Source organism: Neisseria sp. 83E34 (assembly GCF_001308015.1).
Lineage (GTDB): Bacteria > Pseudomonadota > Gammaproteobacteria > Burkholderiales > Neisseriaceae > Neisseria.
On the sequence record NZ_LGYH01000008.1, the window covers coordinates 91,971 to 118,931 of the forward strand.

The 26,961-nt window shown below is 49.2% G+C and carries 26 protein-coding genes; 18 read left to right on the forward strand and 8 right to left on the reverse strand.

The features are described 5' to 3' along the window. Positions 1 to 49 precede the first annotated feature (49 nt). From AKG09_RS09095 to AKG09_RS09110, 4 genes are read left to right on the forward strand one after another with little or no spacing between them, the layout of a single operon-like run. Positions 50 to 289, forward strand: a complete 240-nt coding sequence (locus AKG09_RS09095) for a hypothetical protein (protein ID WP_054619130.1) — start codon at positions 50 to 52, stop codon at positions 287 to 289. 11 nt (positions 290 to 300) lie between these two features. Next, positions 301 to 726, forward strand: a complete 426-nt coding sequence (locus tag AKG09_RS09100) for a hypothetical protein (RefSeq protein ID WP_156320831.1) — start codon at positions 301 to 303, stop codon at positions 724 to 726. 13 nt (positions 727 to 739) lie between these two features. Then, positions 740 to 1,690 (forward strand): tRNA (adenosine(37)-N6)-dimethylallyltransferase MiaA, encoded by a 951-nt coding sequence (gene miaA, locus AKG09_RS09105; protein ID WP_054619132.1) that lies wholly within the window; start codon positions 740 to 742, stop codon positions 1,688 to 1,690. Positions 1,691 to 1,698: 8 nt separating this feature from the next. Next, positions 1,699 to 2,208 (forward strand): RDD family protein, encoded by a 510-nt coding sequence (locus tag AKG09_RS09110; RefSeq protein ID WP_054619133.1) that lies wholly within the window; start codon positions 1,699 to 1,701, stop codon positions 2,206 to 2,208. A gap of 282 nt (positions 2,209 to 2,490) precedes the next feature. On the opposite strand, the gene lpdA is transcribed toward AKG09_RS09110, so the two are convergent. The 7 genes from lpdA to AKG09_RS09145 all read right to left on the reverse strand — a co-directional run bounded on the left by lpdA (position 2,491) and on the right by AKG09_RS09145 (position 12,477). Continuing rightward, positions 2,491 to 4,278 carry a dihydrolipoyl dehydrogenase gene (lpdA, locus tag AKG09_RS09115; RefSeq protein WP_054619134.1) on the reverse strand — a complete coding sequence of 596 codons (1,788 nt, stop codon included), beginning with the start codon at positions 4,276 to 4,278 and terminating at the stop codon, positions 2,491 to 2,493. 94 nt (positions 4,279 to 4,372) lie between these two features. Further along, the gene (gene aceF, locus AKG09_RS09120; protein ID WP_054619135.1) at positions 4,373 to 6,007 is read right to left on the reverse strand and encodes a dihydrolipoyllysine-residue acetyltransferase; all 1,635 of its coding nucleotides are present in this window, start codon (positions 6,005 to 6,007) and stop codon (positions 4,373 to 4,375) included. A gap of 118 nt (positions 6,008 to 6,125) precedes the next feature. Further along, positions 6,126 to 8,798: a pyruvate dehydrogenase (acetyl-transferring), homodimeric type gene (gene aceE, locus AKG09_RS09125; protein WP_054619136.1), complete on the reverse strand. Its 2,673-nt coding sequence runs from the start codon at positions 8,796 to 8,798 to the stop codon at positions 6,126 to 6,128. 455 nt (positions 8,799 to 9,253) lie between these two features. Next, positions 9,254 to 9,883 (reverse strand): Smr/MutS family protein, encoded by a 630-nt coding sequence (locus AKG09_RS09130; RefSeq protein ID WP_054619137.1) that lies wholly within the window; start codon positions 9,881 to 9,883, stop codon positions 9,254 to 9,256. 148 nt (positions 9,884 to 10,031) lie between these two features. After that, on the reverse strand, positions 10,032 to 10,757 hold the full coding sequence (locus AKG09_RS09135; protein ID WP_054619138.1) for an SDR family NAD(P)-dependent oxidoreductase: 726 nt from the start codon (positions 10,755 to 10,757) through the stop codon (positions 10,032 to 10,034). A gap of 2 nt (positions 10,758 to 10,759) precedes the next feature. Beyond that, a complete protein-coding gene (gene metW, locus AKG09_RS09140) occupies positions 10,760 to 11,341 on the reverse strand; it encodes a methionine biosynthesis protein MetW (RefSeq protein ID WP_054619139.1) in 582 nt (193 codons plus the stop codon). After that, positions 11,338 to 12,477, reverse strand: coding sequence for a homoserine O-acetyltransferase (locus AKG09_RS09145; protein ID WP_054619140.1), 1,140 nt, complete (start codon positions 12,475 to 12,477; stop codon positions 11,338 to 11,340). The genes metW and AKG09_RS09145 overlap by 4 nt, the downstream gene beginning before the upstream one ends. Before the next feature lie 104 nt (positions 12,478 to 12,581). Between AKG09_RS09145 and AKG09_RS11940 the strand changes: the two genes are divergently transcribed. Together AKG09_RS11940 and AKG09_RS09150 are read left to right on the forward strand one after the other, a co-directional pair. Next, the gene (locus AKG09_RS11940) at positions 12,582 to 12,758 is read left to right on the forward strand and encodes a hypothetical protein (protein ID WP_156320832.1); all 177 of its coding nucleotides are present in this window, start codon (positions 12,582 to 12,584) and stop codon (positions 12,756 to 12,758) included. A gap of 55 nt (positions 12,759 to 12,813) precedes the next feature. Further along, positions 12,814 to 13,584: a hypothetical protein gene (locus tag AKG09_RS09150; protein WP_054619141.1), complete on the forward strand. Its 771-nt coding sequence runs from the start codon at positions 12,814 to 12,816 to the stop codon at positions 13,582 to 13,584. 51 nt (positions 13,585 to 13,635) lie between these two features. On the opposite strand, the gene AKG09_RS09155 is transcribed toward AKG09_RS09150, so the two are convergent. Then, positions 13,636 to 14,541, reverse strand: coding sequence for a LysR family transcriptional regulator (locus tag AKG09_RS09155; RefSeq protein WP_054619142.1), 906 nt, complete (start codon positions 14,539 to 14,541; stop codon positions 13,636 to 13,638). Between the two features lie 169 nt (positions 14,542 to 14,710). On the opposite strand from AKG09_RS09155, the gene hppD reads away from it, so the two are divergent. From hppD to AKG09_RS09215, 12 genes are all read left to right on the forward strand, one after another. Further along, positions 14,711 to 15,796: a 4-hydroxyphenylpyruvate dioxygenase gene (gene hppD, locus AKG09_RS09160; RefSeq protein WP_054619143.1), complete on the forward strand. Its 1,086-nt coding sequence runs from the start codon at positions 14,711 to 14,713 to the stop codon at positions 15,794 to 15,796. A gap of 104 nt (positions 15,797 to 15,900) precedes the next feature. Then, the gene (locus tag AKG09_RS09165; protein WP_054619144.1) at positions 15,901 to 17,214 is read left to right on the forward strand and encodes an MFS transporter; all 1,314 of its coding nucleotides are present in this window, start codon (positions 15,901 to 15,903) and stop codon (positions 17,212 to 17,214) included. 30 nt (positions 17,215 to 17,244) lie between these two features. Beyond that, positions 17,245 to 17,790, forward strand: coding sequence for a VOC family protein (locus AKG09_RS09170; protein ID WP_054619145.1), 546 nt, complete (start codon positions 17,245 to 17,247; stop codon positions 17,788 to 17,790). Between the two features lie 89 nt (positions 17,791 to 17,879). Continuing rightward, positions 17,880 to 18,881, forward strand: coding sequence for a fumarylacetoacetate hydrolase family protein (locus AKG09_RS09175; protein WP_054619146.1), 1,002 nt, complete (start codon positions 17,880 to 17,882; stop codon positions 18,879 to 18,881). Positions 18,882 to 19,039: 158 nt separating this feature from the next. Beyond that, complete coding sequence (gene nhaC, locus AKG09_RS09180; RefSeq protein WP_054619147.1) at positions 19,040 to 20,431, forward strand: Na+/H+ antiporter NhaC; 1,392 nt, start codon at positions 19,040 to 19,042, stop codon at positions 20,429 to 20,431. A 57-nt stretch (positions 20,432 to 20,488) separates the two neighbouring features. Further along, positions 20,489 to 21,130 carry a maleylacetoacetate isomerase gene (gene maiA, locus AKG09_RS09185; RefSeq protein WP_054619148.1) on the forward strand — a complete coding sequence of 214 codons (642 nt, stop codon included), beginning with the start codon at positions 20,489 to 20,491 and terminating at the stop codon, positions 21,128 to 21,130. A gap of 124 nt (positions 21,131 to 21,254) precedes the next feature. Then, on the forward strand, positions 21,255 to 22,055 hold the full coding sequence (locus AKG09_RS09190; protein WP_054619149.1) for a 3-hydroxybutyrate dehydrogenase: 801 nt from the start codon (positions 21,255 to 21,257) through the stop codon (positions 22,053 to 22,055). A 15-nt stretch (positions 22,056 to 22,070) separates the two neighbouring features. After that, positions 22,071 to 22,769, forward strand: coding sequence for a CoA transferase subunit A (locus tag AKG09_RS09195; protein WP_054619150.1), 699 nt, complete (start codon positions 22,071 to 22,073; stop codon positions 22,767 to 22,769). A gap of 2 nt (positions 22,770 to 22,771) precedes the next feature. Next, entirely contained in the window at positions 22,772 to 23,401 is a 630-nt protein-coding gene (locus tag AKG09_RS09200) for a CoA transferase subunit B (RefSeq protein ID WP_054619151.1), read from the forward strand. A 62-nt stretch (positions 23,402 to 23,463) separates the two neighbouring features. Then, positions 23,464 to 24,645, forward strand: a complete 1,182-nt coding sequence (locus AKG09_RS09205; protein WP_054619152.1) for an acetyl-CoA C-acetyltransferase — start codon at positions 23,464 to 23,466, stop codon at positions 24,643 to 24,645. Between the two features lie 103 nt (positions 24,646 to 24,748). Next, a complete protein-coding gene (locus AKG09_RS09210; RefSeq protein ID WP_054619153.1) occupies positions 24,749 to 24,937 on the forward strand; it encodes a ribosome alternative rescue factor ArfA in 189 nt (62 codons plus the stop codon). A gap of 82 nt (positions 24,938 to 25,019) precedes the next feature. Continuing rightward, positions 25,020 to 26,933, forward strand: coding sequence for an ATP-binding cassette domain-containing protein (locus AKG09_RS09215; protein ID WP_054619154.1), 1,914 nt, complete (start codon positions 25,020 to 25,022; stop codon positions 26,931 to 26,933). Positions 26,934 to 26,961 lie beyond the last annotated feature (28 nt).

Consider the following 26,961-nt stretch of genomic DNA (forward strand, 5'->3'; position numbering starts at 1 on the left):
ATTTTCCGCTATTGTCGCGGCGGTTTTCTAGTCGGGCTGCATTACTTCGATGGAAACCGTTACCAAAAAAGAGCCGGATGAAAACTTAATCGGTTTTTATATAAACAGTAAAAACGGGTTGAATCATATTTACGTTATCGGGGAGCGCAATGAATATCTGTTTTATGAAAACAAAGCATTTTCCGCATTTTTGAAATCAAACCACCTGAACCATATCGTGCTTACCAATACGGATATCAGTTATAGCGCTTCTAACAGTGCGCTGATTAACTACAATGTTTATGATTAACTACAATGTTTATGATTAACTACAATGTTTATTTAGATGCGCAAAAAAGTGATTATTCCGATTTAAAACAATTTGAAAATTTGGATAGCGACGTTGCTGTGTCCCAACCTAAAGCGCCCAAGCCGGTTTTATTAACGCAAATAAAACAGAGTCATCTCGATTGGCGTGAAGGGAACCAAATCATTGAAGTCCGTTTCCGAAGCCGTGGCCAATTAATCGACCTGAGTAATAGAAATGAACTTTTGGCTCAACATGCTTTAAAAACGCCTATCAAAGCAACGGTTTCAAGTAGTCACTCGCGTGAGAAAGTGCATATTGGTAAAAGCCTGGGTGTGGCAGCTCTTATGCCGATTTTCGTGGTTGCTGCTCCGCTGACCTGCTTTAACAAAAACGACAGCTTTGTAGAAAGCTTTGTAGATTTATGTCCTTTCCGCTAAAAGATCCTAACCTATGAACTTTTCCAAAGCACTTGCTATCTTAGGCCCAACAGCCAGCGGTAAAACCAGCCTTGCTTTAAGGCTGGCAGAGCATTTGCCGGTGGAAATCATCAGCCTTGATTCGGCGCTGGTTTATCGGGATATGAATATCGGCACGGCCAAGCCTTCTGCGGAAGAATTGGCCCAAGTGCCTCATCATTTAATCGATATTATTTCGCCGCTGGAAAGCTACAGCGCGGCAGAGTTTGTGTCAGATTGCCTGCGCTTGTGTAACGAAATTCACAAGCGGGGAAATCTGCCGCTGATTGTGGGCGGCACCATGATGTATTACCACGCGCTGGTTAATGGCCTGAATGATTTGCCGGAAGCAGATGATGCGGTGCGCACGCAATTGCAGCAAGATAAACAAAGCCGCGGATTAGCACACCTTTATCAACGCTTGCAGGAAGTTGACCCGGCTACCGCACAACGCTTGGAACCTACCGACAGCCAGCGCATCGAACGCGCTTTGGAAGTGTGGATGCTTACCGGCAAGCCCTTAAGCGAACATTTTGCAGAACAAGCTGCTTATACCGTTCCTCTCGATATACATGCGGTTGCACTGTTTCCTGAAAACAGAAAGCGGCTGCATGAAAATATTGCTTTGCGCTTTCACATGATGCTGAAACAAGGCTTCACAGATGAAGTGAAAGCGCTGCAAGCGGCCTACCCTAGCCTAACAGCAGATATGCCTTCCATGCGCTGCGTGGGTTACAGACAGGCATGGGATTATCTAGCAGGGGAAACCGATTACGAAACATTTGTTGAAAAAGGCATAGTTGCTACCCGCCAACTTGCAAAACGCCAAATAACCTGGTTGCGCAAATTGCCAACCGACACGCTTATCGATCCCTGTCAGTCTGACGATGCGTTAAATATTATGTTGCAAACCGCACAATCACATTTTTCATCTTTTATTAAATGAGCAAGACCATGCCCCATTCATCCACCGTTTCCCTCAAACGCCGCCTTGCCTCCCTGCTCTACGAAGGCTTATTGGCCGCCGCTATCACCGTGGCGCTTGGGCTGCCTGCCGGGCTAGCGTCTATGTTACTCAACCCGATTTCGCCGCTGCTTTCCCAAATTGCTGTTAGCCTGATTATGCTGGTGGGTTGGTGGTTTTATTTCAAACTCAACTGGCTTAAACAAGGCCAAACCTTGCCTATGCGTACTTGGCATATCGGCCTTGCCGACCAGTCAGGCAATCAGCCGCACACCTCGCGCTTGCGCCTGCGCTTTATGTGGGCTTGTGTGTTTATCGTATTCATTCCGCTGCTTGCCTATTCTGCACTGCATGGTTGGGGGATTCCACCCAAACCCGCATTCGGTGCCGCCCTTTTCTGGTGGATATTGCCTTGGGGTTTTGCATTATTTAATGCAGACCGCCAGTTTTTATACGACTTCCTTGCCGGTACCCGTTTGGTAGATTTGCGTAAAAAATAATATTCAGGTTAATTTGGGAAGTTAATGGTGCCTGTCTGAAAAAGTGGTTTCAGACAGGCATTGCTAAACTATAGTTAATCCATTTAACTTTTGTTACAGCGTTGCTGCGCCTTAGCTCAAAGTGAACAATTTTGTAAGCATTTGAAGCAGCAACAAAATCAGTTCCGTCCCACATTTGTACTGTCTTAGGCTTGCTGCCTTGTATCAAAAATGTGTTGATTGACTATAGCAAAAAGGCTGCCTGAACAGTTTCAGACAGCCTTTCTAAACAAGCCAGCAGGCTTATTTTTTCTTTTTCTGAGGCGGCAAATCGGTGCAAACACCCAATGCCACTTCAGCAGCCATACCAATGCTTTCACCTAGAGTCGGGTGTGGATGAATGGTTTTGCCGATGTCTGCCGCATCACAACCCATCTCAATCGCCAAGCAAATTTCGCCGATCATGTCGCCGCCGTTCGGGCCGACGATGCTGCCGCCGATAATCTTGCCGCTGTCTGCATCAAAAATCAGCTTGGTGAAGCCTTGATCGCAACCGTTGGCAATGGCGCGGCCTGATGCAGCCCACGGGAACACGGCTTTGGTGATTTTCAGGCCGTCTTCTTTGGCGGAAGTTTCGGTTACGCCTACCCATGCCACTTCGGGCGACGTGTAGGCCACGCCCGGAATCACACGGACATCGAAATAAGCTTTGTGCCCCGCGCAATTCTCAGCCGCCACATGACCTTCGTGTACGGCTTTATGCGCCAACATCGGTTGGCCAACCACATCGCCGATGGCATAGATGTTCGGCACATTGGTGCGCATTTGTTTGTCAACTTCGATAAAGCCTCGGTCGGTCACAATTACGCCGGCTTTCTCGGCATCAATCAATTTACCGTTCGGCGCACGGCCCGCGGCAACTAGCACCAAATCGTAGCGCTGCGGCTCTTTAGGTGCGTTTTCACCTTCAAAGCTCACATAAATGCCGTCTTCTTTTGCATCCACTGCTACGGTTTTGGTGTTGATCATGATGTTGTCGAAGCGATATTCGTTTAGTTTTTGCCAAACTTTTACCAAATCACGGTCAGCACCCTGCATCAGGCCGTCCATCATTTCCACCACATCCAAGCGGGCGCCTAAAGTGCTGTATACCGTACCCATTTCCAAGCCGATAATGCCGCCGCCGATAATCAGCATTTTTTGCGGGATTTCTTTCAGCGCCAAAGCACCGGTGGAATCGACAATGCGTGGGTCTTGCGGAATAAACGGCAGGTTCACGACACGGCTGCCGACTGCGATAATACAGTTTTTAAATGCTACTACTTTTTTGCTGCCGGTTTGTGTGGCTTGTTCGTATTCCCGGCTTTCGGTTAATGCAACTTCAATGTGATTCGCATCTAAAAATTTACCAAAACCCTGAATGATGTCGACTTTTCGGGCCTTCGCCATACCTGCCAAGCCGCCGGTTAATTTGCCGATGACTTTGTCTTTGTATGCGCGCAGCATGTCGATATCTACTTCCGGTTCGGGATAAGAAATACCGTTGGCTTTCAGGTGGTGCACTTCATCCATTACCGCTGCATTGTGCAACAAGGCTTTAGACGGAATACAACCCACATTCAAACATACGCCGCCCAAGGTGCTGTATTGTTCGATAATGGCAACTTTCAAGCCTTCGTCGGCCGCAGCAAAAGCAGCCGAATAGCCGCCCGGGCCGCCGCCTAATACTACGACATCGTATTCCGCATCAGAAGCACCGCTGAATTGCGCTGCTTGCGGTGCCGGTGCGGCTGCTTTTGGTGCTTCTTGTGCCGTTTCCGGCTTGCTTTCAGTTTTTGGGGCTTCAGCCAAAGCTGCTGCTTCGATAACGGCAATCACGCCGCCTTCGGAAATTTTGTCTCCCACTTTTACTTTCACTTCTTTTACCACGCCGGCAGATTCGGCCGGTACATCCATGGTGGCTTTGTCGGTTTCCAAAGTAATCAGCGTGTCTTCCAAGGCAATCGTGTCACCCGCTTTGATTTCTACGGCGATAATGTCTACATTTTCATGCCCGCCGATATCGGGCACTTTGAGTTCGATTAAGCTCATTCTTATAAACCTTTCTGGAAAGCAACCGGCATTCTACCGGTTCCTTCGGTAATTTTTTCAGACAGGCATTGTTTGAATGCCTGTCTGAACAGCGTTACAGTGTAATGCGGCGGAAATCTTTTAACAGACTTGCCAAGAACACGGTAAAGCGCATACCGGCCGCGCCATCAATCACGCGGTGGTCGAATGACAAGCTCAACGGACACATCAGGCGGGGTTCAAAGCCGGAACCGTTCCACACCGGTTTCATTTGCGATTTGCACACACCCAAAATAGCCACTTCAGGCGCATTCACAATCGGAGTGAAACCGGTACCGCCGATACCGCCCAAGCTGGAAATGGTAAAGGTTGCACCTTGCATTTCGTTGGGTTTGAGCTTGCCTTCGCGGGCTTTTTTGCTCAGCTCGGTTAGGTCTTGAGAAATTTCTTTCAAACCTTTCTTATCGGCATCTTTAATTACCGGTACAACCAAGCCGTTAGGCGTGTCGGCTGCGAAGCCGATATTGTAGTATTTTTTCAATACCAGATTGTCGCCGTCTAAGGAAGCGTTGAATTCCGGGAAAGCTTTCAAAGCGGTTACGGAAGCTTTGATGATAAACGCCAACGGTGACAGTTTCACACCTTCGCGTTCCCATTCTTTATTCAGCTGTTTGCGGAATTCTTCCAGATCGGTCATATCTGCTTCGTCATTTACGGTAACGTGCGGAATCATCACCCAGTTACGCGACAGGTTTTGACCGGAAATTTTCTTGATACGCGAAAGCTCTTTCACTTCGATTTCGCCGAATTTGCTGAAATCAACTTTCGGCCATGGCAACAAGTCCAAACCGCCGCCCAGAGAAGGCGCTGCCGGAGCAGCCTTGCCCGCACCGCCTTGCATGGCAGCTTTAACGAAGGCTTTAATGTCATCACCAACAATACGGCCTTTCAAGCCGGTGCCTTTTACCAAGCCTAAATCCACGCCTAATTCGCGTGCCAGTTTACGGGCAGACGGGCCTGCGTGCGCTTTGGCAAAAGCAGCTTCGTTAACAGGGGTGTTGCCAAATGCGGCAACCGGTGAAGAAGCGGTTTGCGGCGCAGGTGAGGCAGCAGCCGGTGCGGCGGCAGGAGCCGGTTCGGCTTTTTTCTCTTCGGTTTTCTGTTCAACAGGGGCAGCGGCAGGAGCAGCACTTCCGGCAGCTTCAACGTCAACAATAATGGTGCCTTGGGAAACTTTGTCGCCTACTTTGATGTGAACAGCTTTAACCACACCGGCCGCGGTTGACGGCACATCCATCGTTGCTTTGTCGGTTTCCAAAGTAATCAGCGTGTCATCCACAGAGATGGTATCGCCGGCTTTCACTTCCACCGCAATCACATCAACATTGTCATGTCCGCCGATATCAGGCACTTCTACCTTAACCACACTGCCGCCGGCTGATGCAACAGGCGCAGCTTGTTGGGCTGGTGCAGGTGCAGCCTCTTTAGCGGGTGCGGATTCGGTGGCGCCGGTGGCTTCAACCAACACAATCACGCTGCCTTCCGATACTTTATCGCCCACTTTTACTTTCACTTCTTTCACCACGCCTGCGGTGTCGGCAGGCACATCCATGGTGGCTTTATCGGTTTCTAAAGTAATCAGGGCATCATCTACGGCAATGGTATCGCCGGCTTTTACTTCTACCGCAATGACATCCACATTCTCGTGGCCGCCAATGTCGGGTACTTTGATTTCTACGATTTGACTCATCGTGCTTATCCTTTAATTTAGTTGTGAAGCAAGGTTCGCAACTTAATTATTTTGTTAGAACCATTCAAAATCCTTTTTTCAGACAGGCCTATAATAATGCCTGTCTGAAAACCACTGTTTAACGCTCCCAGCTGGGCACAGTGTCGGTTTTGATGCCGTATTTCTCAATAGCCTGCTGTACAACCACTTTTTCAATTTTGCCTTGGTCGGCCAAAGCATTTAAGGCAGTAACAACGATGTTGTAGCTATCTACCTCGAAGAAGCGGCGCAGGTTGGCGCGTGAGTCGCTGCGGCCGAAACCGTCGGTGCCCAAAACATGGAAATCGTTTGGAATGTAGGCACGGATGCGCTCGGCAAAGCCGCGGATATAGTCGGTAGCGGCAACAACCGGGCCTTCATGGCCTTGCAGCTGCTGGGTAACAAACGGCAGTTTTTGTTCTTGCAAAGGATGCAGACGGTTATGACGTTCAACTTTCATAGCGTCGCGGTGCAGCAAGTTGAATGACGGGCAAGACCAAACATCGGCTTCTACACCAAAGTCTTTTTTCAGCAGTTCAGCTGCTTTAATTACTTCGGTCAGAATCGTGCCGGAACCCATCAGTTGGACTTTCTTATCGCTTTCTCCGCCGGCTTTGAACAGATACATACCTTTCAGGATTTCTTCTTCAATACCTTCGCGTTGCGGCATGGCGGGATGTACGTAGTTTTCGTTCATCACGGTCAGATAGTAGAACACATCTTCCTGATTCACATACATGCGGCGCAAACCGTCTTGAACGATTACGGCCAGCTCGTATTGGAAGGTCGGATCATAGCTCATACAGTTCGGAATCAGGTCGGCTTGAACTTGGCTGTGGCCGTCTTCGTGTTGCAGGCCTTCGCCGTTCAAAGTCGTACGGCCAGCGGTACCGCCCACCAAGAAGCCGCGCGCACGCATATCGCCTGCTGCCCAAGCCAAATCGCCGATGCGTTGGAAGCCGAACATTGAGTAATAGATATAGAACGGAATCATGGCGTAGCGGCTGTTTGCATAGCTTGTTGCTGCTGCAATCCAGTCTGCCATTGCACCGGGTTCGTTAATACCTTCTTGCAGAATCTGACCGTCAACCGATTCTTTGTAGAACATCAGTTGGTCTTTATCTTGCGGCGTATATTGCTGGCCTTTCGGGTTCCAGATACCGTATTGGCGGAACATGCCTTCCATACCAAAGGTACGGCTTTCATCAGGTACAATCGGTACGATGCGTTTGCCGATTTGCTTGTCTTTCAACAAGGTTGACAGAATACGTACGAATGCCATGGTGGTAGAAAACTCACGGTCGCCGCTTGATTCAAGCTGTGCGTCGAATGTTTCCAAAGCAGGAATCGGTAAAGCTTCGTTATTCGGATTACGTTGTGGCAGATAGCCGCCCAAAGCATTGCGGCGCTCACGCAGGTATTGCATTTCCGGGCTGTCTTCGGGGAAACGGTAGTAAGGCAGGTCGCCGCTTTCGATTTGCTCGTCGGTTACCGGAATGCCGAAACGGGTACGGAATTGTTTCAGAGAAGCCACGTCCATTTTTTTGGCTTGGTGGGCAATATTTTGGCCTTCACCTGAAGCACCCATACCGTAGCCTTTAATGGTCTTAGCCAAAATCACGGTCGGACGGCCGTCAGGATTGTTTACGGCTTCGTAGTAAGCTGCGTAAACTTTGTGCGGGTCGTGACCGCCTCGGTTTAAGGCCCAGATTTCTTCATCCGACATATTGGCTACCATAGCTTTTAATTCGGGCGTATTGAAGAAATGTTCGCGTACGTAAGCACCGTCTTTGGATTTATAAGTTTGGTAGTCACCGTCCAAACATTCGTTCATGCGCTGTTTCAGAGCGTTGTTGGTGTCGTTGGCCAACAAGCCGTCCCAACGACCGCCCCAAATCACTTTCAATACGTTCCAACCTGCGCCGCGGAAGTTACCTTCCAGCTCTTGGATGATTTTGCCGTTACCGCGTACCGGGCCGTCCAAGCGTTGCAAGTTACAGTTGATGACGAAAATCAGGTTGTCCAAACCTTCGCGGGCAGCCAGTGAAATCGCGCCTTGGCTTTCCGGTTCGTCCATTTCGCCGTCGCCGCAGAATACCCATACTTTGCGGCCTTTGGTTTTGGTTAAGCCGCGCGACTCAAGGTATTTCAGGAAACGTGCCTGATAAATCGCCATTAACGGGCCCAAACCCATAGATACGGTTGGGAATTGCCAGAAATCAGGCATCAGATAAGGGTGGGGGTAGGAAGACAGGCCATCTGAGTCTGCTTCTTGACGGAAATTGTTCAGTTGGTCTTCTGTTAAACGGCCTTCCACAAATGCGCGTGCATAGATACCAGGCGCAGAGTGGCCTTGGATGAATACCAAATCGCCTTCTACGCCGTCTTTGCCTTTGGCATGCCAAAAGTGGTTGAAGCCCACGTCGTACAAAGTAGCGGCTGATTGGAAAGAAGCAATATGACCACCCAGCTCTAAATCTTTTTTACCTGCGCGCAATACCATTGCAGCAGCATTCCAACGGATGATAGAACGGATACGGTGCTCCAATTCGTGATTACCCGGAGATTTCTGCTCTTTGCCTACCGGAATGGTGTTCAGATAAGCGGTAGTTGCGTCAAACGGCATGTGCACACCGCGGCGGCGGGTGTATTTCACCAGATTTTGCAAGAGGAAATGTGCGCGTTCGGTACCTTCGTGTTCCAGAACAGAGCTTAATGCGTCTAACCATTCCTGAGTTTCAATAGGATCAACGTCTTGAATTTGGGTGGACATAATGACAATCCCTTTCAGTTGAGTTAATTAAAGAAGCTTGTTAAATTATCGAATCTTAATATTTTCGTTTTCGAAAAAGTAAGAAGAATTTCAAAATGTAAAAGCAACCGTTACTTGTATTTTATCTAAATAAAACAATGGTTTCAGACAGGCTTATTGTATAGCAGCTTGCTGGGATATTCCATTGTATTATATTTAGATATAAGCGTATTTCTGAATGCTAACAGCAATCATCTTGTATGGCAAACAGCTTAATTTGCCTTAAAACAAATTTTTGGCATTTTAATTCTATTATTCTTTCTTTGGTGTTCGTATTGGAACATTTCAAAATGAAAATTTGAAAGATTAAAATCATGCCGAGTCTTAAAATCTTCGAAAACGAATCGAATAAGAAGCTTGTGCGTGCCGCTTGTAATCTTGCCTGCCAATGTTAAAAAAGTTAAAGGCGAAATGCTTTACCGGCCGCTTTTTTCATCTTGGCCGCGCCATTGGCGTTTCAATAAAAACCTGACCGCTCCGTCATTTCCTTTACGCGGTTCTACATAGGCCAGCACGTCGGGGTGCTGCATCAGCCAACGCCTCACTAAGTTTTTAAGAACGGACTGGTAACCTGAAGAACCTAAGCCGCTGCCGTGAACAATTTCGCCGCACACGCCGCGCTTTTTGGTAAATTCGATAAATTCATTCAGCACTTGCTGCGCTTCTTCCTGTGTGTAACCGTGTAAGTCGACATCGGCAACAACCGGATAATGGCCGCTTTGCAAGCGCTTGATATCGTTGCTGCCCTGCCCGTTTTTACTGAATTTATCGGGCACTTCCAACCATTGCCCTTCCCCTACATAAAAGTAGTTTTCTTCTTCAAGTTCGGTTTCGTTGTGTTTGCGCGGCTTGATGGGCGAATTATCCCGTGGAGGAATATAGCGGTTTTGACCTTTTAAGGGTTTAACGTCGCTCATCATTTTGGCGAAATCCACTTCTTCGGCTGCTTGTTTGCGGGCTGCTTTTTCTTGCTTGGCTTTGGCTTCGGCTTCTTGTTTGGCTTGTTTGCCCAGCGCTTTCAAGGTGGCTTGGAAATCTTGTTTCATAATTTACTCTGCGTTATTTATTTGTTTTGCTGTGACATGAAATATGTGTTTTATCACTATGCTTTTCAACGCCTTAAAATGTTGCTGTATTCAGAACTATATAGCATAAAAGTTTTCAGACAGGCATAGGCCTGTCTGAAAATGTTTTTTAAGAATATTGCCTTACATCACATATTGCTTCCAATTCAAAGCGTTCATCCTCAATGATGCCGGCTATTTTGGCGGCAGTTTCTTTCGAAGAACTCAAGCCGCCCTGTTTTTTTAAGTCGAGGAATCGTTGCAGCATCGGAAAATGATCGGCATCAGAAGCGCGGATGGCTGCCTGCATATCAGTATCGACCACGCCGGGGGCAATGGATAAGGCACGTATATTCGGATTGGCTTCAATATTGACACATTGTGCATGATGATCAAGCGCGGCTTTGGTGGCGCCGTACACACTCCAGCCCGGATAGGCATTTCTGCCCGCTCCGCTTGAGATATGGATAATTTTCAGACAGGCATCGGTTGGTTTGTGCGATGCAAGATGGTTGGCGAGCAATAAGGGCGCGGTGATATTGAGCGCAACAGCCTGCATAATGTCTGCAGCATTTTGTTTGCATAATATAGCGTTCGGTGAGGTTGTGCCAGCATTATTAATTAACACAATATGTTTGGTACTGCTTATAAAATGAGCCAAAACGCCCTGCTCCAGCCATATATTCAATGCCTGACTATCTGACAAATCAATTGCTTGCTGCTGCAAGTTTTCAGACAGGCATTCTTTTAAAAGATTGCGCGACAAGCCAAAAACGGTGCAATTCTTATCCAGATAGTATTGAGTTAAGGCTTTTCCCAATCCCCGGCTATGGCCGGTGATAATGACTTTTTCCATATTTAACCTACCCGGTAAAAAGCCAAACTGCCAAGAAGATTAGGCAATGTGTTGACACGTTTGCCTTTGGTCATCACGGCGCGCTCCAGAATATGGATGCCGTTTTTCACGCATAGCAGTTCGAAATCGACAATGGTGCAAAAATGGATATTCGGCGTGTTATACCATTGATACGGCATACGCTCGGATACGGGCATATGGCCGGTTAAACCAAGCTGCACACGGTTGCGCCAATAGCCGAAATTGGGAAAAGAAACAATGGCCTGTTTGGCCACGCGTGTGAGGTCGCGCAAAATGTTTTCTGTGTTTTGCATGGCTTGGATGGTTTGGCTCAACACCAGAATATCAAAGCTGTTGGAATCGAAATCCTGCAAGCCTTGCTCCAAATCAGCCTGTATCACGTTGATGCCGCGCTCCATGGAAGCGAGCACGCCTTCGGTGTCGATTTCCACGCCGTAACCGCTGCAATGTTTGTTTTGCACCAGCGCTGAGAGCAATTCGCCTTTGCCGCAGCCCAAATCCAGCACGCGGCTGTTTTCAGGAATCCAATCGTAAATCAATTGCAAGTCGTCGCGCAGATTCATGGCTGTAATTCCTTATAAACATTATTCATATAGGCGCGCATGGCGCGGACATACGGCTCGTCGGTCATCAAAAAAGCATCGTGGCCGTGATACGACTCCACTTCTATATATTGCACGCTTTTCCCTGCTCTGACCAAATGTTTGACTAATGAACGTGAGCGTTCCGGCGCAAAACGCCAGTCTGTGCTGAAGCTGGCAACAAAAAATTTGGCTTTTACATGGCTGAGCGCGGCTGATAAATCGTTGCCGTATTCGTCGGCCGGAGCAAAATAATCCAGCGCTTTGGTCATGCGCAGGTAAGAGTTGCCGTCAAAACGCTCGGCAAATTTATCTCCTTGATAACGCAGATAGGACTCTATTTCAAACTCAACGCCGTAGCCGTATTGGTAACCATCGCTGCGCATACTGCGGCCGAATTTTTTGCCCATGCCTTTTTCGGCTAAATAAGTGATATGCCCCATCATGCGCGCGATGCGCAAGCCGCGGCGGGGAATGGTGTTGTAACGGCGGTAATGGCCGTTGTGAAAATTCGAATCGGTGATAATGGCTTGGCGCGCCACATCGTTAAATGCGATATTTTGGGCAGACAGGCACGTGGCCGAAGCAATCACCAAAGCGTGGCGCACGCGGTCGGGAAAATCAATCGTCCACTGCAAAGCCTGCATGCCGCCCAAGCTACCGCCGACAATCGCCGCCCATTGCCCGATGCCTAAATAATCGGCCAACATTGCCTGGCTTTTAACCCAGTCTTTTACGGTAACAACCGGAAAGTCGGCGCCGTATTCTTCGCCGGTTTCCGGGTTTTCGCTCAAAGGGCCGGTGCTGCCGTGGCACCCGCCGAGATTGTTGAGCCCGACTACAAAAAAGCGGTTGGTATCAATCGGCTTGCCGGGGCCGACCATGTTGTCCCACCAGCCCGGTGTTTTATCCTGCTCGCTATAATATCCGGCCACATGGTGGTTGCCCGATAAAGCATGGCAAATCAAGACGGCATTGTTTTTGGCCTCGTTGAGCGTTCCGTAAGTTTCAATCATCAAATCAAAACGGGGTAGCGTTTGACCGCTTTGCAAAAGCAAAGGTAATTCAAACGGAATTTTCTGCGGGCTGACCAGCCCGACGCTGTTGGCACGGTTCATAAGGCAGGCATGTTTTCGGAAAAGCGTTTATTATAGCGGCTTCGCCTGCTTTGTGCATTCAGACAGGCATTTTCACATCAGAGTTTTTCAGACAGGCATCAAGCATGATCGGGCGGATCTTACGCATTATTCTATTGATTTCCATTGCGGCGCTTATCATAAACCGCTTGTTCGGCAAAAAACAAAAACGGGCGCTAAACGACATTGTCCGCTTGGCTGCTTGGGTGATATTGGTTGTAACCACATTGGCTTTTCTGCTGCATCTTTCCTTCGGTATTTAAAACCTCATGATAAAATGCCCCGTTTTCCGGCAACACATTAACAAACGTTTTTCACATGACCGACTATCAAACCGCCCTATCGCAATGCCTGTCTGAACAAACCGCTACCATTGCCAGCCACACGCTGGCAAGCGGGGAAACCGTTTGGGTGCGGAAAGCAGGCAAACATGTGCCGCAATGGCGATATGCTGCATTGGGTTTGCTCAGTAAGGTATTCAAACTCGGTGCTTTGCAGCCGGTGCCCAATTTGGGTGGCGAAGCGGCGCTCGCCATAGAAGCGCGACGCCTGCAAGAGCTGGAACAAGCCGGCGTGCCGGCGCCCAAACTGCTCGCGCAAAACAGGAAAGCAATTATGTTCAGCAACTTGGGGGGAAATGGGTTTATGCACGAAATAGAAAATCCTGCCACCCAGCTCGGTTCCTTTGCAGAAGGTTTGGCTGCAATCGCCCGTGTGCATAAAGCTGGGCAATACCTCAGCCAGGCGTTCATCCGCAACATTATCCGGCAAAGCGATGGAGGTATCGGCTTTATTGATTTTGAAGACGACCCGTTGCTGCACATGCCTTTGATACAATGCCAATGCCGCGACTATTTATGCTATCTGCAATCTTCCGCCACCTGGCTTGAGCGAACCGGCAATCTATCCGAAGCCGTTGCCATTTGGTGCCGACACTTTCAAAGCCTGCCCGAAAATCTGCAAACCGCTCTGCGTAAAAACTACCTTCGTGTATTGTGGTTGAGGAGACTGAAGGCCGGTTGGATGGGCAACGATACCCGCAGGTTGTCTGCTTTGGCTCAATTGTTATATCAAGCGGAAAAGATATAGAAAAATCGCAACCTGAATGCCTGTCTGAAACATAATTTCAGACAGGCATTTTTACAAACCGGAAAATGCTTGCTCCGAATAAGTGTGCAAAAAATCCCTTAACGTTTCTGCAGCAGGGGAAAGCGCACGACTACGGCGACGGTAGAGAAAAAAACTGCGCTCTACCTGCGGTTCGGAAAGTAAGCGCATTACCAGACCGTGCTGCTTCACCCAGTCGGCAGCATATGGTAGACACATCGTTATGCCCAACCCTGCTTTGGTCATACCCAATGCAGTGGACAGGAAATTCACACGATATCGTGGATGCTTGATGTATTCCGCGGTTTCAGGCGGCAAGGTAGCTGCAAGCCTGTCTGTAAACGGGCTGCTGAGTGTGATCAGCTGCTCCGATGCCAAATCAGCCCAGCAGACAGCATTTTGCCCTGCCAAACGGTGCTCCGGCTTCATAACCAAATAAAAAGGCAATTTAAACAGCAACTCCGATTCGATATCACTGCCGTATGTGCGCTCCGGCCCCAAACCAAAATCCGCTTCGCTGTCTTCCACACGCTGCAATACCTGCTCTACGCTGCAATCAATCAGATTGGTTTGAATATCAGGATATTGGCGTTGAAACGCCGCCATTACAGCCGGCAGAGCAGAAGCGGCAAGTTGCTGGGAAACGGCGATATGCACTTGCCCCTGATGAAAATTCTTCAGATTTTTCAATTCAATATCCAAAACCGATACTTCATTGATAATTCTTCTTACCTGCGGCAGCAAATAGCTGCCATAGTCCGATAAATGTAACTGCCGTGTGGTTCGGTCAAACAGCTTAACATCCAAATTGTTTTCCAACTCTTTAATCAAGCCGCTTAATGCAGACTGGGTAAGATGCAGTGCCTCCGCTGCACGGGTAAAACTGCCGCAATCGGCCACGGTGATAAATGCCTTAAGTTGACGTAGGGTAATATTCATAAGAAAAACCAATAAATAAATAATAAAAAACTGATTGTCTGATAAATGATAGCCGTTTTATGATTTATTGCATACAAATTGCTCACTTTTCTAAATATTAATCAGCTAGATATACAAACCGTTTAATCAATAAAATTTTATTTAAATCTATATTCAAGAGGAGAAGATTATGGCTGATTTGTTTGACAACCCCATGGGCTTGTGTGGTTTTGAGTTTGTTGAATTCGCTTCGCCCGAGCCTAATATTTTAGAGCCTTTGTTTGAAAAAATGGGTTTTGCACCAGTGGCAAAACACCGCTCCAAGGATGTTTTGCTCTATCGTCAGGGCGGCATTAATTTCATTGTCAACCGGGAGCCTAAAAGCGAAGCCGCTTATTTCGCCGCCGAACACGGGTCGAGCGCCTGCGGTATGGCATTCAGAGTGCGTGATGCGCATCAGGCATACAACCGCGCTTTGGAATTGGGCGCTCAGCCGATTGAGATTCCTACTTCCGTGATGGAGCTTCGCCTGCCTGCCATCAAAGGCATCGGCGGTGCACCTCTTTATCTGATCGACCGTTTTGAAGAGGGCAAATCCATTTACGATATCGACTTTGAATTTTTACCTGATGTCGACCGTAATCCCTTCGGTTACGGCCTGAAAGTCGTCGATCACCTCACTCACAATGTTTACCGCGGCCGCATGGATTATTGGGCAGGCTTTTATGAAAAGCTTTTCAATTTCAAAGAAATCCGCTATTTCGACATCAAAGGCGAATACACCGGCCTTACCAGCCGTGCGATGACGGCACCCGACGGTTTAATCCGGATCCCTTTAAACGAAGAAGCCAAACAAGGCGGCGGTCAGATTGAGGAATACCTGATGCAGTTTGGCGGCGAAGGTATCCAGCACATTGCCCTGTTGAGCGACAACCTTCCGGAAACCATAGACCAATTGCGCGCCGCCGGCATTCCTTTAATGACTGCACCGCCGGCTACTTATTACGAAATGCTCGACGAACGGTTGCCCGGGCACGGCGAACCGGTGGATGAATTGCGTGCGCGCGGTATTCTGCTGGACGGCACAACCGAAGGCGGCCACCCGCGTTTGTTACTGCAAATTTTTTCCGAAACCTTGTTGGGGCCTGTGTTCTTCGAGTTTATCCAACGCAAAGGCGATTATCGGGAAGGTTTCGGCGAGGGCAACTTCAAAGCTTTGTTTGAATCACTGGAGCGGGATCAGATCCGCCGCGGTGCGTTGGCGGTTGATGAATAATTAGCGCCAGATGATGGCTTTGGTGCCGTTTGAATAAATCCATTATAGATAATTTTAATTATCAAACGGCTTTTGCTTCTTAAAATAAAAATTGGAGAAATACATTGAACCAGCAGCCTTATCTCTCAGAGATTATTGATAATCGCCCTTTAGGCAAACGCCAATATTGGATTTTGGTAATTTGCGGAATTTTGATGGTATTAGACGGATTTGATGTTCAGTCGGTAAGCTATGCTGCACCGGCCATTTTGCAGGATTGGCAGATTGAGAAATCTGAATTGGGGGCAGTATTCGGTTCAGGATTATTCGGTTTGTTAATCGGTTCGTTGGTATTCAGCTATTTTTCCGACAAATTCGGCCGTCGTCCGATTCTGTTGTGGAGTACATTGTTTTTTGCTCTGTGCATGACTGCCACGGCTTTTGTTGAAAACGTTACCCAGCTTGTCGCGCTCCGGTTTATCACAGGCTTGGGTCTGGGTGCGATTATGCCAAATGCAATGGCTTTGTGCGGCGAGATTACGCCCAAACACCAGCGAATTTCAGTCATGATGATGATTTCTTGCGGATTTACCATAGGCGCGATGTTAGGCGGTTTTCTGGCAGCTTTCCTGATTCCGCGCTTCGGCTGGGAATCTGTATTTTTAGTTGGTGGTGTGCTGCCTTTTTTATTACTCGGCGTGATGATCAAATACATGCCCGAATCTCTGCAATATTTGGCGCTTCGCAATCCGCAAGATCCGAGGGTACGTCGCGTCTTGGGAGAGTTTTATCCGGATCAGCCTCTGCCGGATAGTGTTCAGACTGCCAAAGCTCAAGGCAGCATGCCGGTTAAGGCTTTGTTTGAATACGGCCGTCACACGTTTACACTGACAATTTGGGTTATCAGCCTGATGAACATGATTGCACTCTACTTTTTATCAAGCTGGATGCCCACCTTAGCCAAGCAAACCGGCATGTCGCTGGAAACTGCGGTGTTGGTTGGCGCAACACTCCAATTGGGAGGCACGATTGGTACTGTGCTGATGGGGCGCATCATCGACAGACAGGGTTTCTACAAAGTGCTGATACCGTGTTTTGCTGTGTCGGCCGTATCGATAGCGGCTTTGGGCAGCACCGTTGGATCTATCGGAATGTTTTTTGCAGTTGTGTTCGTAATCGGATTCACCGTAATCGGCGGTCAGCCTGCAATTAATGCAATGGCAGCCAATTACTATCCTACCGAGTACCGCACTACCGGAGTGGGTTGGAGTTTAGGTGTCGGCCGTATTGGTTCTGTTATCGGTCCGGTTTTAGGAGGCTGGCTGGTACATGCAGGTAATTTGAGCCCGCAGCAACTGTTTTATTTCGTTGCCGTGCCGTCTGTAGTGATTATTGCTTTCCTCTTTTTACAGAAAATGCTCGGCATTGCCAAAGCATAATTTCCCATTACATCATGAAGGAGAAATATCATGGCTATTACTCAAGGCGTACACCACGCCGCTTACCGCTGCAAAGACGCGAAAGAAACCGTTGAATGGTATCAAAAACACTTGGATATGGACTTTGTGTTGGCGATTGCGGAAGACAAAGTGCCATCTACCGGCGAACCTGATCCGTATATGCATATTTTTTTGGATGCCGGCGGCGGTAATATTCTGGCGTTTTTCGAATTGCCGACCAAACCTGAAATGGGGCGCGATCCCAATACGCCGGTGTGGACACAGCATATTGCTTTCAAAGTGGAAAGCATGGAAAAACTACTGGCAACCAAAGATAAGCTGATTTCAGAAGGTGTCGATGTGCTCGGGCCTGTAAACCATACTTTGTTCAAATCTATTTATTTCTTTGACCCGAGCGGCCACCGCATTGAGCTGGCATGCGACATTGCGACTGAAAAAATGAACCGGGCTTTGGATAATGTGAAATGGGATATGCTTAACGAGTGGGCGGAAACAAAACGTGCTCCGCAGCATGCCCGCTGGATTCACGACGGTACGGAACCGCCGGAAGTTTAATCGATTATCACGTTATTCAGCCGTACTTAATGATGAAAAAGAAAACCGTATTTCGAGATAGAGCCTGAAAATACTAAGAAGGAAAAAATATGAAATTAGCAACATTGAAACAAGGTGGCCGTGACGGTCGTTTGGCGGTGGTAAGCCGTGATTTGAGCCGTTATGTATTGCCGGAAATCCAAACCCTGCAAGCTGCTTTAGACGATTGGGCGCAAGCGGAAGGCCGTCTGAAAGCCGTGTATGACGACTTGAATGCCAACCCTGAAAAAGGCGAAGCATTCGACCCTGAAAACTGCCATTCCCCTCTGCCGCGCGCCTACCAATGGGCAGACGGATCGGCTTATCTCAACCATGTGGAATTGGTGCGCAAAGCACGCAATTCCGAAGTGCCCGAGTCATTCTACGATGATCCTTTGATGTATCAGGGCGGCTCGGACAGCTTTATCGGCCCGCGTGATGAGATTTTGGCTCAGCCGGAATGGGGCATTGATTTTGAAGCGGAAGTGGTGGTGGTGAGCGGAGACTTGCAACAAGGCGCAACAAATGAAGAAGCAGCCAAAGCCATCCGCTTGGTAATGTTGGTTAACGATGTGTCACTGCGCAATCTGATTCCTGCCGAGCTCGCCAAAGGTTTCGGCTTTTTCCAAAGCAAGCCCGCCAGCGCGTTCAGCCCCGTGGCCGTTACGCCTGATGAGTTGGGCGAAGCGTGGAAAGACAATAAAGTGCACCTGCCTTTGCGTGTAACGCTCAATGGCAAGGCGTTTGGTTTCCCCAATGCCGGCGATGATATGACTTTCGACTTCGGCCGCCTTTTGTCGCATGTGACTAAAACCCGCAACGCAGCCGCCGGTTCGATTGTCGGCTCGGGCACGGTTTCCAATAAGCAAGACGATCTTTACGGCTCTTCGGTGGAAAACGGCGGTGTAGGTTATTGCTGTTTGGCGGAGCTGCGCATGTATGAAACCATTGAAACCGGCGTACCGAAAACGCCGTTTATGCAGCACGGCGATGTGGTGGAAATCGAAATGCTGGATAAAGACGGCAACAATATTTTCGGCACCATCATCAATAAGGTAAACACGAAATACTGACCTTAACCCCATGCCTGTCTGAAAGCACACGGCATCATTTTCAGACAGGCATTGCATCCAATATAGATTTATTAACAAGTGCTGCAATAAGAAACGATGCGTATCAAATCAATACTTTGGCGCATTAAGACCACAAAATGAAAAAAGAGGAGGAGCACATGGATAAAGCATTATTGAGAATGAGGCCGCGGGAGGCTTTATTGATTGCCGTGATGGTGGTCGCCGTGATGGGCACAACCATGATCGGTTTTGAATGGGTGCCGCATTTATCGGTAATTTTCGTATTGTGCGGTTTGATGGTATTCGGCAAATATAAAAAAATATCGTTTAAAAACATGCAAAGCGGCATGGCTTCGGGTGTGGTATCCGGAATCGGCGCGATTTATCTGTTTTTCTTTATCGGCCTGTTGGTTTCTGCGCTGATGATGGCCGGGTCGATTCCCACCTTGATTGATTACGGCTTCGAGCTGATTTCGCCAAAAATATTTTATCTTTCCGCTTTCCTGCTGACGGCCGTTATCGGTATGGCCATCGGCAGCAGCCTCACCACTTGCGCCACTTTGGGCGTGGCCTTCATCGGCATGGGCAGCGCGTTTGCCGCAAATCCGGCGATTGTTGCCGGAGCGGTCGTATCTGGTGCTTTTTTCGGAGACAAAATGTCGCCGCTTTCCGACACCACCAGCATTGCCGCATCAATAGTGGGCATTGATTTGTTCGAGCATATCCGAAACATGATGTATACCACTCTGCCCGCTTTTGCGATTACCGCGGTTATATTTTGGATTTTGTCGGGTAATCTCAATTCTGCCGATCTGGCCGGCGTGCAGGCTTTCAGAACGCAATTGGAAGCCAGCGGTTTGGTGCACGGTTATACTTTGCTTCCTTTTTTTGTGTTGCTGGTTTTGGCTGTCAAAAAAGTAAACGCCATTTACACCATTATCGCCACGATTTTAACCGCCTTGCTTATCACGTTTATCCACAGCAGCCCCACAATTTCTCAGCTGGGCGGCTACTTTTTCACAGGCTACAAGCCCAACGAAGGTGTAGATTTGGGCGAAGTGGGCAAGCTGATTTCGCGCGGCGGCATCAACAGCATGTTTTTCACCCAAACCATCGTGATTCTGGCTTTAAGCTTGGGCGGACTGCTGAACACTTTAGGCGTTTTGCCGGCACTTTTGGCCGGAGTCGGCCATGTGCTGACCAATGCCGGACGCGCCACCTTTACCGTAGCCGCTACGGCGTTAGGCATCAACGTGTTAATCGGCGAACAATACTTGAGCCTGCTCTTGGCCGGCAACACTTTCAAACCGGTTTATGAAAGGCTTGGCCTGCACCCGCGCAATATCTCGCGCACCGTAGAAGACGCAGGTACGGTTATCAACCCATTGGTACCCTGGAGCGTGTGCGGCGTGTTTATCAGCAATGTGCTGGGTGTGCAAGTGATTGATTATTTACCTTATGCTTTCTTTTGTTATCTGAGTTTGGCGTTGACGCTGGTGTTCGGATTTACGGGATTAACGCTGAGTAAAGCCGAAAAAGAACCCGCATAATTTGTACACACGGTTTTCAGACAGGCCTGTCTGAAAACCGTGCCGAAGGATTCGTTTATGAAACTCTATTCTTACTATCGAAGCTCTGCCGCCTACCGTGTGCGCATCGCCCTGAATCTGAAAAAACTGGCTTACGATACCGCATTCGTTCATTTGGTTAAGCAAGGCGGTGAGCAGAAATTACCGGAATATGCAAAGTTAAACCCGCAAAAACTGGTTCCCTCTTTGGAAGATAAGGGGCAAATATTTACCCAATCGCTGGCCATCATCGAATATCTGGACGAAACCCATCCCGAGCACCCACTGCTCCCCGCTGCACCTGCCGAACGCGCCCGCGTACGCGCCCTCTCCCAGCTGATTGCCTGTGACACCCATCCTTTAAACAATTTGAGGGTGCTGCAATACTTGCAAAACCAATTGGGTGCAAGCGAAGCCGCTAAAACAGAATGGTACAGCCATTGGATTCAAGAAAGCTTTACCGCTTTGGAAAGTATGCTGCAATCGGCGCAAACCGGCCGTTTCTGCCACGGTAACACGCCCACTTTAGCCGATTGCTGCCTGATTCCCCAGGTTTACAATGCACGCCGTTTCAACGTTGATTTATCTGCTTATCCGACCATTATGCGCATTGTCGGCGAATGTGAGTCTTTGCCGGAATTTCAGGCAGCTGCACCGGAAAACCAACCGGACGCAGAATAAGCGTATGCCTGTCTGTATCTGCAAACAAAATAGGCGCCGCGATAAGCTTCATAAACTTGAGCATGACAGATGATTTCAGGTGGTAAGATTAAGTCTCATTGCACAGCAACAATCGGAGTAATAGATGTCTACCCTTCCCCAATATGATTTACAAGGCAAAACCGTATTGATTACCGGTGCGGCCAGCGGTATCGGACGTGATATGTCCGTAGAATTCGGTCGTGCAGGAGCCAATGTCGGTGTGGCTGATTTAAACCTCGAGCAGGCTGAAGCAGTAGCAGAACACATCGCCTCTAAAGGCGGGCGGGCAATCGCCGTGGGTATGGATGTGAGCGATGAAAACCAAGTCAACGCCGGCACGGCCAAAGTAGTGCAGGCATTCGGCAGAATAGACGTATTGGTGTCAAATGCCGGCATACAGATTATCAACCCGATTGATAAATTGTCGTTTGCAGAATGGAAAAAAATGCTCGCTATCCATCTCGACGGCGCATTCCTCACCACTCGTGCGGCCCTGAAATATATGTACGCAGATAAGCGGGGCGGAACGGTCATTTATATGGGCTCCGTCCACTCCCATGAAGCCTCGCCGCTGAAAGCACCTTATGTCACTGCCAAACACGGCTTGCTGGGGCTAAACCGCGTATTGGCGAAAGAAGGCGCGGAGCATAATGTGCGCTCGCATGTTATCTGCCCGGGGTTTGTGAGAACACCGCTGGTTGAGCAGCAAATTCCCTTACAAGCACGGGAAAAAAACATCAGTGAAGAAGAAGTGGTTAAAAACATTATGCTGGGCAATACGGTTGATGGTGAGTTTACTACCACGGAAGACATCACACAGCTTGCATTGTTTTTGGCAGCCTTCCCCAACAATGTATTTACCGGGCAGTCTTTTATTGCCAGCCACGGTTGGTCTATGAAATAACCATAAGGAGAAAAAATGAACAAACTTTACCCTGATGCGCCCACAGCGCTAAACGACATCGTAGCAAACGGCCAAACCATTGCCGTGGGCGGTTTCGGCCTGTGCGGCATTCCGGAAGCGCTGATTGCCGCCCTGCGCGACAGCGGCGTGAGCGGCCTTACCTGCATCAGCAACAACGCAGGCGTTGACGGCTTCGGCCTCGGACTTTTATTGGAAAGCCACCAAATCAAAAAAATGATTGCTTCCTATGTGGGTGAAAACAAAGAATTCGAGCGGCAATTTTTATCGGGAGAACTGGAAGTGGAGCTTACCCCGCAAGGCACTTTGGCAGAAAAACTGCGTGCAGGCGGTGCAGGCATTCCTGCTTTTTTTACACGCACAGGTGTGGGCACGCAAGTGGCCGAAGGTAAAGAAACACGCGAATTCGACGGGCTGGAATATGTGATGGAGCGCTCGCTCACAGCCGATGTTTCTCTGGTAAAAGCCTGGAAAGCCGATAAAACAGGCAATCTTGTTTTCCGCAAAACCGCGCGCAATTTCAACCCTGATGTTGCCTCTGCCGGAAAAATCACTGTGGCGGAAGTGGAAGAAATTGTGGAAGTCGGCGGGCTGGATCCCGACTGCATCCACTTGCCCGGCATTTATGTACATCGGATCATCGTTAACAAAAATCCAGAAAAACGCATTGAACAACGCACCACAAGGGAGATATAAGCATGGCTTGGACACGGGAACAAATGGCGCAACGCGCCGCCAAAGAGCTGCAAGACGGATTCTACGTCAACCTCGGCATCGGCCTGCCCACATTGGTTGCCAACTACATTCCCGCAGGCATGGACGTGATGTTGCAATCAGAAAACGGCCTCTTGGGCATAGGCGCTTTCCCCACCGAAGAAGAAATCGACCCCGACCTGATCAACGCAGGCAAACAAACCGTTACCGCACAACCCGGCGCCAGCTTTTTCCCCAGCTCCCAATCTTTCGCCATGATACGCGGCGGCAAAATCAATCTGGCGATTCTCGGCGCGATGGAAGTATCCGAGCAAGGCGATCTGGCCAACTGGATGATTCCGGGCAAAATGGTTAAAGGCATGGGCGGCGCCATGGATTTGGTGGCCGGCGTGCAGCGCGTGATAGTGTTGATGGAGCACACCGCCAAAGGAGGCGCATTCAAAATCAAACCGCAGTGTGATCTGCCGCTAACCGGCAAACAAGTGGTGCACCGCATCATTACCGATCTGGGCGTGTTGGACGTAGTTGAAGGTAAATTAAAACTGGTGGAGCTGGCCGACGGCGTGAGCTTTAAAGCGTTGCAGGCTGCCACCGGCGTAACCATTGGGCAATAACAATATGCCTGTCTGAAAACCGCTTGATTTTTCAGACAGGCATAGTTTGAAAGGTTGTATTTATGAGCAAAGAAATCGTCATCGTTGCCGCAAAGCGAACACCGATCGGCAGCTTTTCGGGCAGCCTTGCCGGCGTACGCGCCCCCGATTTGGGCGCGGTGGTCATCAAAGCCTTGCTGGATCAAACTGGTGTTGCCCTCGAAGCCGTGAACGAAGTGATTATGGGCAACGTGCTGACAACCGGCATTGGTCAAAACCCCGCCCGCCAAGCCGCCATATCGGCCGGTTTACCTGCAAAAACACCCGCTACCACGGTAAACGTGGTGTGCGGTTCTGGGCTGAAAGCGGTGCAGATGGCTGCGCAAGCGGTTGCCTGCGGCGACGCCGAAATCGTGATTGCCGGCGGGCAGGAATCCATGTCGCAAAGCCCGCATTTCATTCACATGCGCGGCGGCATAAAAATGGGCAACGGTGAATTGACCGACAGCATGGTGTTCGACGGCCTCACCGACATTTACAGCCGCTACCACATGGGCATTACCGCGGAAAACATTGCCGAGCGCCTCAATATCGGCCGCCAAGAGCAAGACGCATTTGCCCTGAAATCGCAGCAAAAAGCCGCAGCCGCACAAGCAGCCGGCAAATTTGATGAAGAAATCGTGCCCGTATCCATTGTCCAACGCAAAGGCGACCCGATCAGCTTTGAGCGCGACGAATACATTAAAGCCGGCAGCAGCGCCGAAAAACTCGCCGCTTTGCGCCCCGCGTTCAAAAAAGACGGAACGGTAACCGCAGGCAACGCTTCCGGTATCAACGACGGCGCAGCCGCCGTGATGGTCATGAGTGCCGAAAAAGCCGCCGAACTCGACCTGAAACCACTCGCGACCATCCGTGGTTATGCCGCTACCGGTATCGAACCGGAAATAATGGGATTAGGCCCGGTTGATGCGGTTAGACACACGCTGAACAAAGCCGGCTGGCGTATCGAAGACGTAGATTTATTTGAAGCCAACGAAGCCTTTGCCGTGCAGTCTTTGGGCGTGATGCAGCAATTGGGTTTGCCGCCGGAAAAAACCAATGTCAACGGCGGTGCCATTGCGCTCGGCCACCCCATCGGCGCTTCAGGCTGCCGTATTCTAGTAACCCTGCTGCACGAAATGCAGCGCAGCGGCAAACGCAAAGGTATCGCCACTTTGTGCGTGGGCGGCGGCATGGGATTGGCTTTGGCGGTGGAGCGCGGATAACCTCGCAATGCCTGTCTGAAAAATTTAGGCTATAATATTCAAATGCCTGTCTGAAAAAGAGGATTCAGACAGGCATTTACCATAAAACTAAAAAGGAATATTCATGCCTAGGAAAACAGAAATCAACAAAGGTAAAATCAAAGACAATGCCTTAAAAGCGCTGGTTAAATCCAATTTATTCCAGCCCAAAATCCACAAGCCGAAAAAAGGCAAAGGGTCTTACAGCCGCAAAGGCAACAAGCAATCAGGTTTTTTGATGGGCAAAAAACCTGATTTTTTTATGCCTGCCTGAAAAATCGTTTACCCGTCATACTGTTCCAAGCGGGTACTTTCACTTAAAATAGCCGCTTTTGTTTTATTCGCTGTCAAACATCATGAATATTCTGCAATTAGAAAACTGCTCTTTCGCCGTCGGCCATGTTGCGCTGCTGGCCAACGCCTCTTTCCAGCTCGATACCGGAGAAAAAGTCGGCCTTATCGGGCGCAACGGTGCAGGCAAGTCTTCATTGCTGAAAATTCTGGCCGGCGTGCAAAAGCCCGATGACGGGCAGCTGATTGTACAAAACGGCCTGAAAACCGTGTATGTGCCACAGGAAAGTTTTTTCGATGAGTCGGCCACCGTGTTTGATGTGGTTGCCGAAGGCTTGGGCAATCTGCGCGACTTATTGCGCCGCTACCACCAAGTCAGCCTGCGTTTGGAAAACGAGCAATCCGAAGCCTTGCTCAAAGAGCTAAACACCCTGCAAACCGAATTGGAAACGCTTAACGGCTGGCAGTTTGATGCCGCCATCAAACAAACCATCAGCGAATTAGGCCTGCCTGAAAACGAAACCATAGCCAACCTTTCCGGCGGCCAAAAAAAGCGCGTTGCGCTGGCGCAGGCATGGGTGCAAAAGCCGGACATTCTGCTTCTGGACGAACCCACCAACCATCTTGATATAGATGCGATTATCTGGCTGGAAAACCTGCTTCAGCAGTTTAGCGGCAGTATCATCGTGATCACGCACGACCGGCGCTTTCTCGATAATATCGCCAACCGCATCGTCGAGCTGGATCGTGGCATATTGCGCTCATATCCCGGCTCTTTCTCCAAATACAGCGAGAAAAAAGCGCAAGAATTGGCGGTGGAAGCCGAGCACAACCGCTTATTTGATAAATTCCATGCGCAAGAAGAAGCGTGGATACGCAAAGGCATCGAAGCGCGCCGCACCCGCAACGAAGGCCGCGTACGCCGTTTGGAAGAATTGCGCCGCCAGCGTGCCGAGCGCCGCGAGCGGCAAGGCCAGGTTAATTTCAAACTCAGCAGCGGCGAAAAAAGCGGCAAAATTATTGCAGAATTGGAGCATGCGGGCTTCAGCTACGGCGATAAAGTGATTATGAACCCGTTTTCCACCGTGATTCAGCGCGGCGACAAAATCGGCTTAATCGGCTCGAACGGCATCGGCAAAACCACCTTCCTCAAGCTGATTTTAGGCGAATTGCAGCCAACCTACGGCAAAATCCGCCTAGGCAGTAAACAGGAAGTGGCTTATTTCGATCAATTCAGAAGCGCGCTCAACGAAAACGACACCGTGTTTTACACGCTTGGGCAAGGCAATGATTATGTGGAAATCGGCGGTAAAAAACGACATGTGATGAGCTATTTGGAAGATTTTCTTTTCCACCCTGCACGCGCCCAAAGCCCGGTTTCTTCACTTTCCGGCGGTGAACGCAACCGCCTGTTGCTCGCCAAGCTGTTTACCAAACCCGCCAATATTCTGGTGCTTGACGAGCCGACTAACGATTTGGATATCGACACACAGGAATTGCTGGAAGAATTGCTGCGGGATTATCAAGGCACCGTGTTTCTAGTGAGCCACGACCGGATGTTTCTCGATAATGTCATCACACAAAGCATTGTTTTCGAAGGCGAAGGCCGCCTGAAAGAATACATCGGCGGTTATCAGGATTATCTCGACGCCAAAGCACGCGAAGAGGCTATTCAAGCTGCGCCGGCCAAAGCGGCGACTGTTGCCGAGCCTGAGAAAAACACCCGCTCCAAACAAAACCGCACGGTCAAACTTTCTTATAAAGAGCAACGCGAACTCGACGCCCTTCCCGACGAAATCGCCGCGCTCGAAGCCGAACAAGCTGATTTAACCGGGCAGCTTTCCAATCCGGAAATCTTCAAAGATTACGAACAAGCCGCCAAGCTACAAACCCGTTCGGAAGAAATCGAAATGCTGCTATTGGAAAAGCTCGAGCGCTGGGAAATTTTGGAAAACAAGCAAAACGGCATCCAACAATAAACCATGCCTGTCTGAAAGTTTTTCAGAC

Coding starts and splice junctions, on each gene's coding strand:
- AKG09_RS09095 (WP_054619130.1), top strand. CDS start 50: ATGGAAACCGTTACCAAAAAAGAGCCGGATGAAAACTTAATCGGTTTT.
- AKG09_RS09100 (WP_156320831.1), top strand. CDS start 301: ATGATTAACTACAATGTTTATTTAGATGCGCAAAAAAGTGATTATTCC.
- miaA (WP_054619132.1), top strand. CDS start 740: ATGAACTTTTCCAAAGCACTTGCTATCTTAGGCCCAACAGCCAGCGGT.
- AKG09_RS09110 (WP_054619133.1), top strand. CDS start 1,699: ATGCCCCATTCATCCACCGTTTCCCTCAAACGCCGCCTTGCCTCCCTG.
- lpdA (WP_054619134.1), bottom strand. CDS start 4,278: ATGAGCTTAATCGAACTCAAAGTGCCCGATATCGGCGGGCATGAAAAT.
- aceF (WP_054619135.1), bottom strand. CDS start 6,007: ATGAGTCAAATCGTAGAAATCAAAGTACCCGACATTGGCGGCCACGAG.
- aceE (WP_054619136.1), bottom strand. CDS start 8,798: ATGTCCACCCAAATTCAAGACGTTGATCCTATTGAAACTCAGGAATGG.
- AKG09_RS09130 (WP_054619137.1), bottom strand. CDS start 9,883: ATGAAACAAGATTTCCAAGCCACCTTGAAAGCGCTGGGCAAACAAGCC.
- AKG09_RS09135 (WP_054619138.1), bottom strand. CDS start 10,757: ATGGAAAAAGTCATTATCACCGGCCATAGCCGGGGATTGGGAAAAGCC.
- metW (WP_054619139.1), bottom strand. CDS start 11,341: ATGAATCTGCGCGACGACTTGCAATTGATTTACGATTGGATTCCTGAA.
- AKG09_RS09145 (WP_054619140.1), bottom strand. CDS start 12,477: ATGAACCGTGCCAACAGCGTCGGGCTGGTCAGCCCGCAGAAAATTCCG.
- AKG09_RS11940 (WP_156320832.1), top strand. CDS start 12,582: ATGATCGGGCGGATCTTACGCATTATTCTATTGATTTCCATTGCGGCG.
- AKG09_RS09150 (WP_054619141.1), top strand. CDS start 12,814: ATGACCGACTATCAAACCGCCCTATCGCAATGCCTGTCTGAACAAACC.
- AKG09_RS09155 (WP_054619142.1), bottom strand. CDS start 14,541: ATGAATATTACCCTACGTCAACTTAAGGCATTTATCACCGTGGCCGAT.
- hppD (WP_054619143.1), top strand. CDS start 14,711: ATGGCTGATTTGTTTGACAACCCCATGGGCTTGTGTGGTTTTGAGTTT.
- AKG09_RS09170 (WP_054619145.1), top strand. CDS start 17,245: ATGGCTATTACTCAAGGCGTACACCACGCCGCTTACCGCTGCAAAGAC.
- AKG09_RS09175 (WP_054619146.1), top strand. CDS start 17,880: ATGAAATTAGCAACATTGAAACAAGGTGGCCGTGACGGTCGTTTGGCG.
- nhaC (WP_054619147.1), top strand. CDS start 19,040: ATGGATAAAGCATTATTGAGAATGAGGCCGCGGGAGGCTTTATTGATT.
- maiA (WP_054619148.1), top strand. CDS start 20,489: ATGAAACTCTATTCTTACTATCGAAGCTCTGCCGCCTACCGTGTGCGC.
- AKG09_RS09190 (WP_054619149.1), top strand. CDS start 21,255: ATGTCTACCCTTCCCCAATATGATTTACAAGGCAAAACCGTATTGATT.
- AKG09_RS09195 (WP_054619150.1), top strand. CDS start 22,071: ATGAACAAACTTTACCCTGATGCGCCCACAGCGCTAAACGACATCGTA.
- AKG09_RS09200 (WP_054619151.1), top strand. CDS start 22,772: ATGGCTTGGACACGGGAACAAATGGCGCAACGCGCCGCCAAAGAGCTG.
- AKG09_RS09205 (WP_054619152.1), top strand. CDS start 23,464: ATGAGCAAAGAAATCGTCATCGTTGCCGCAAAGCGAACACCGATCGGC.
- AKG09_RS09210 (WP_054619153.1), top strand. CDS start 24,749: ATGCCTAGGAAAACAGAAATCAACAAAGGTAAAATCAAAGACAATGCC.
- AKG09_RS09215 (WP_054619154.1), top strand. CDS start 25,020: ATGAATATTCTGCAATTAGAAAACTGCTCTTTCGCCGTCGGCCATGTT.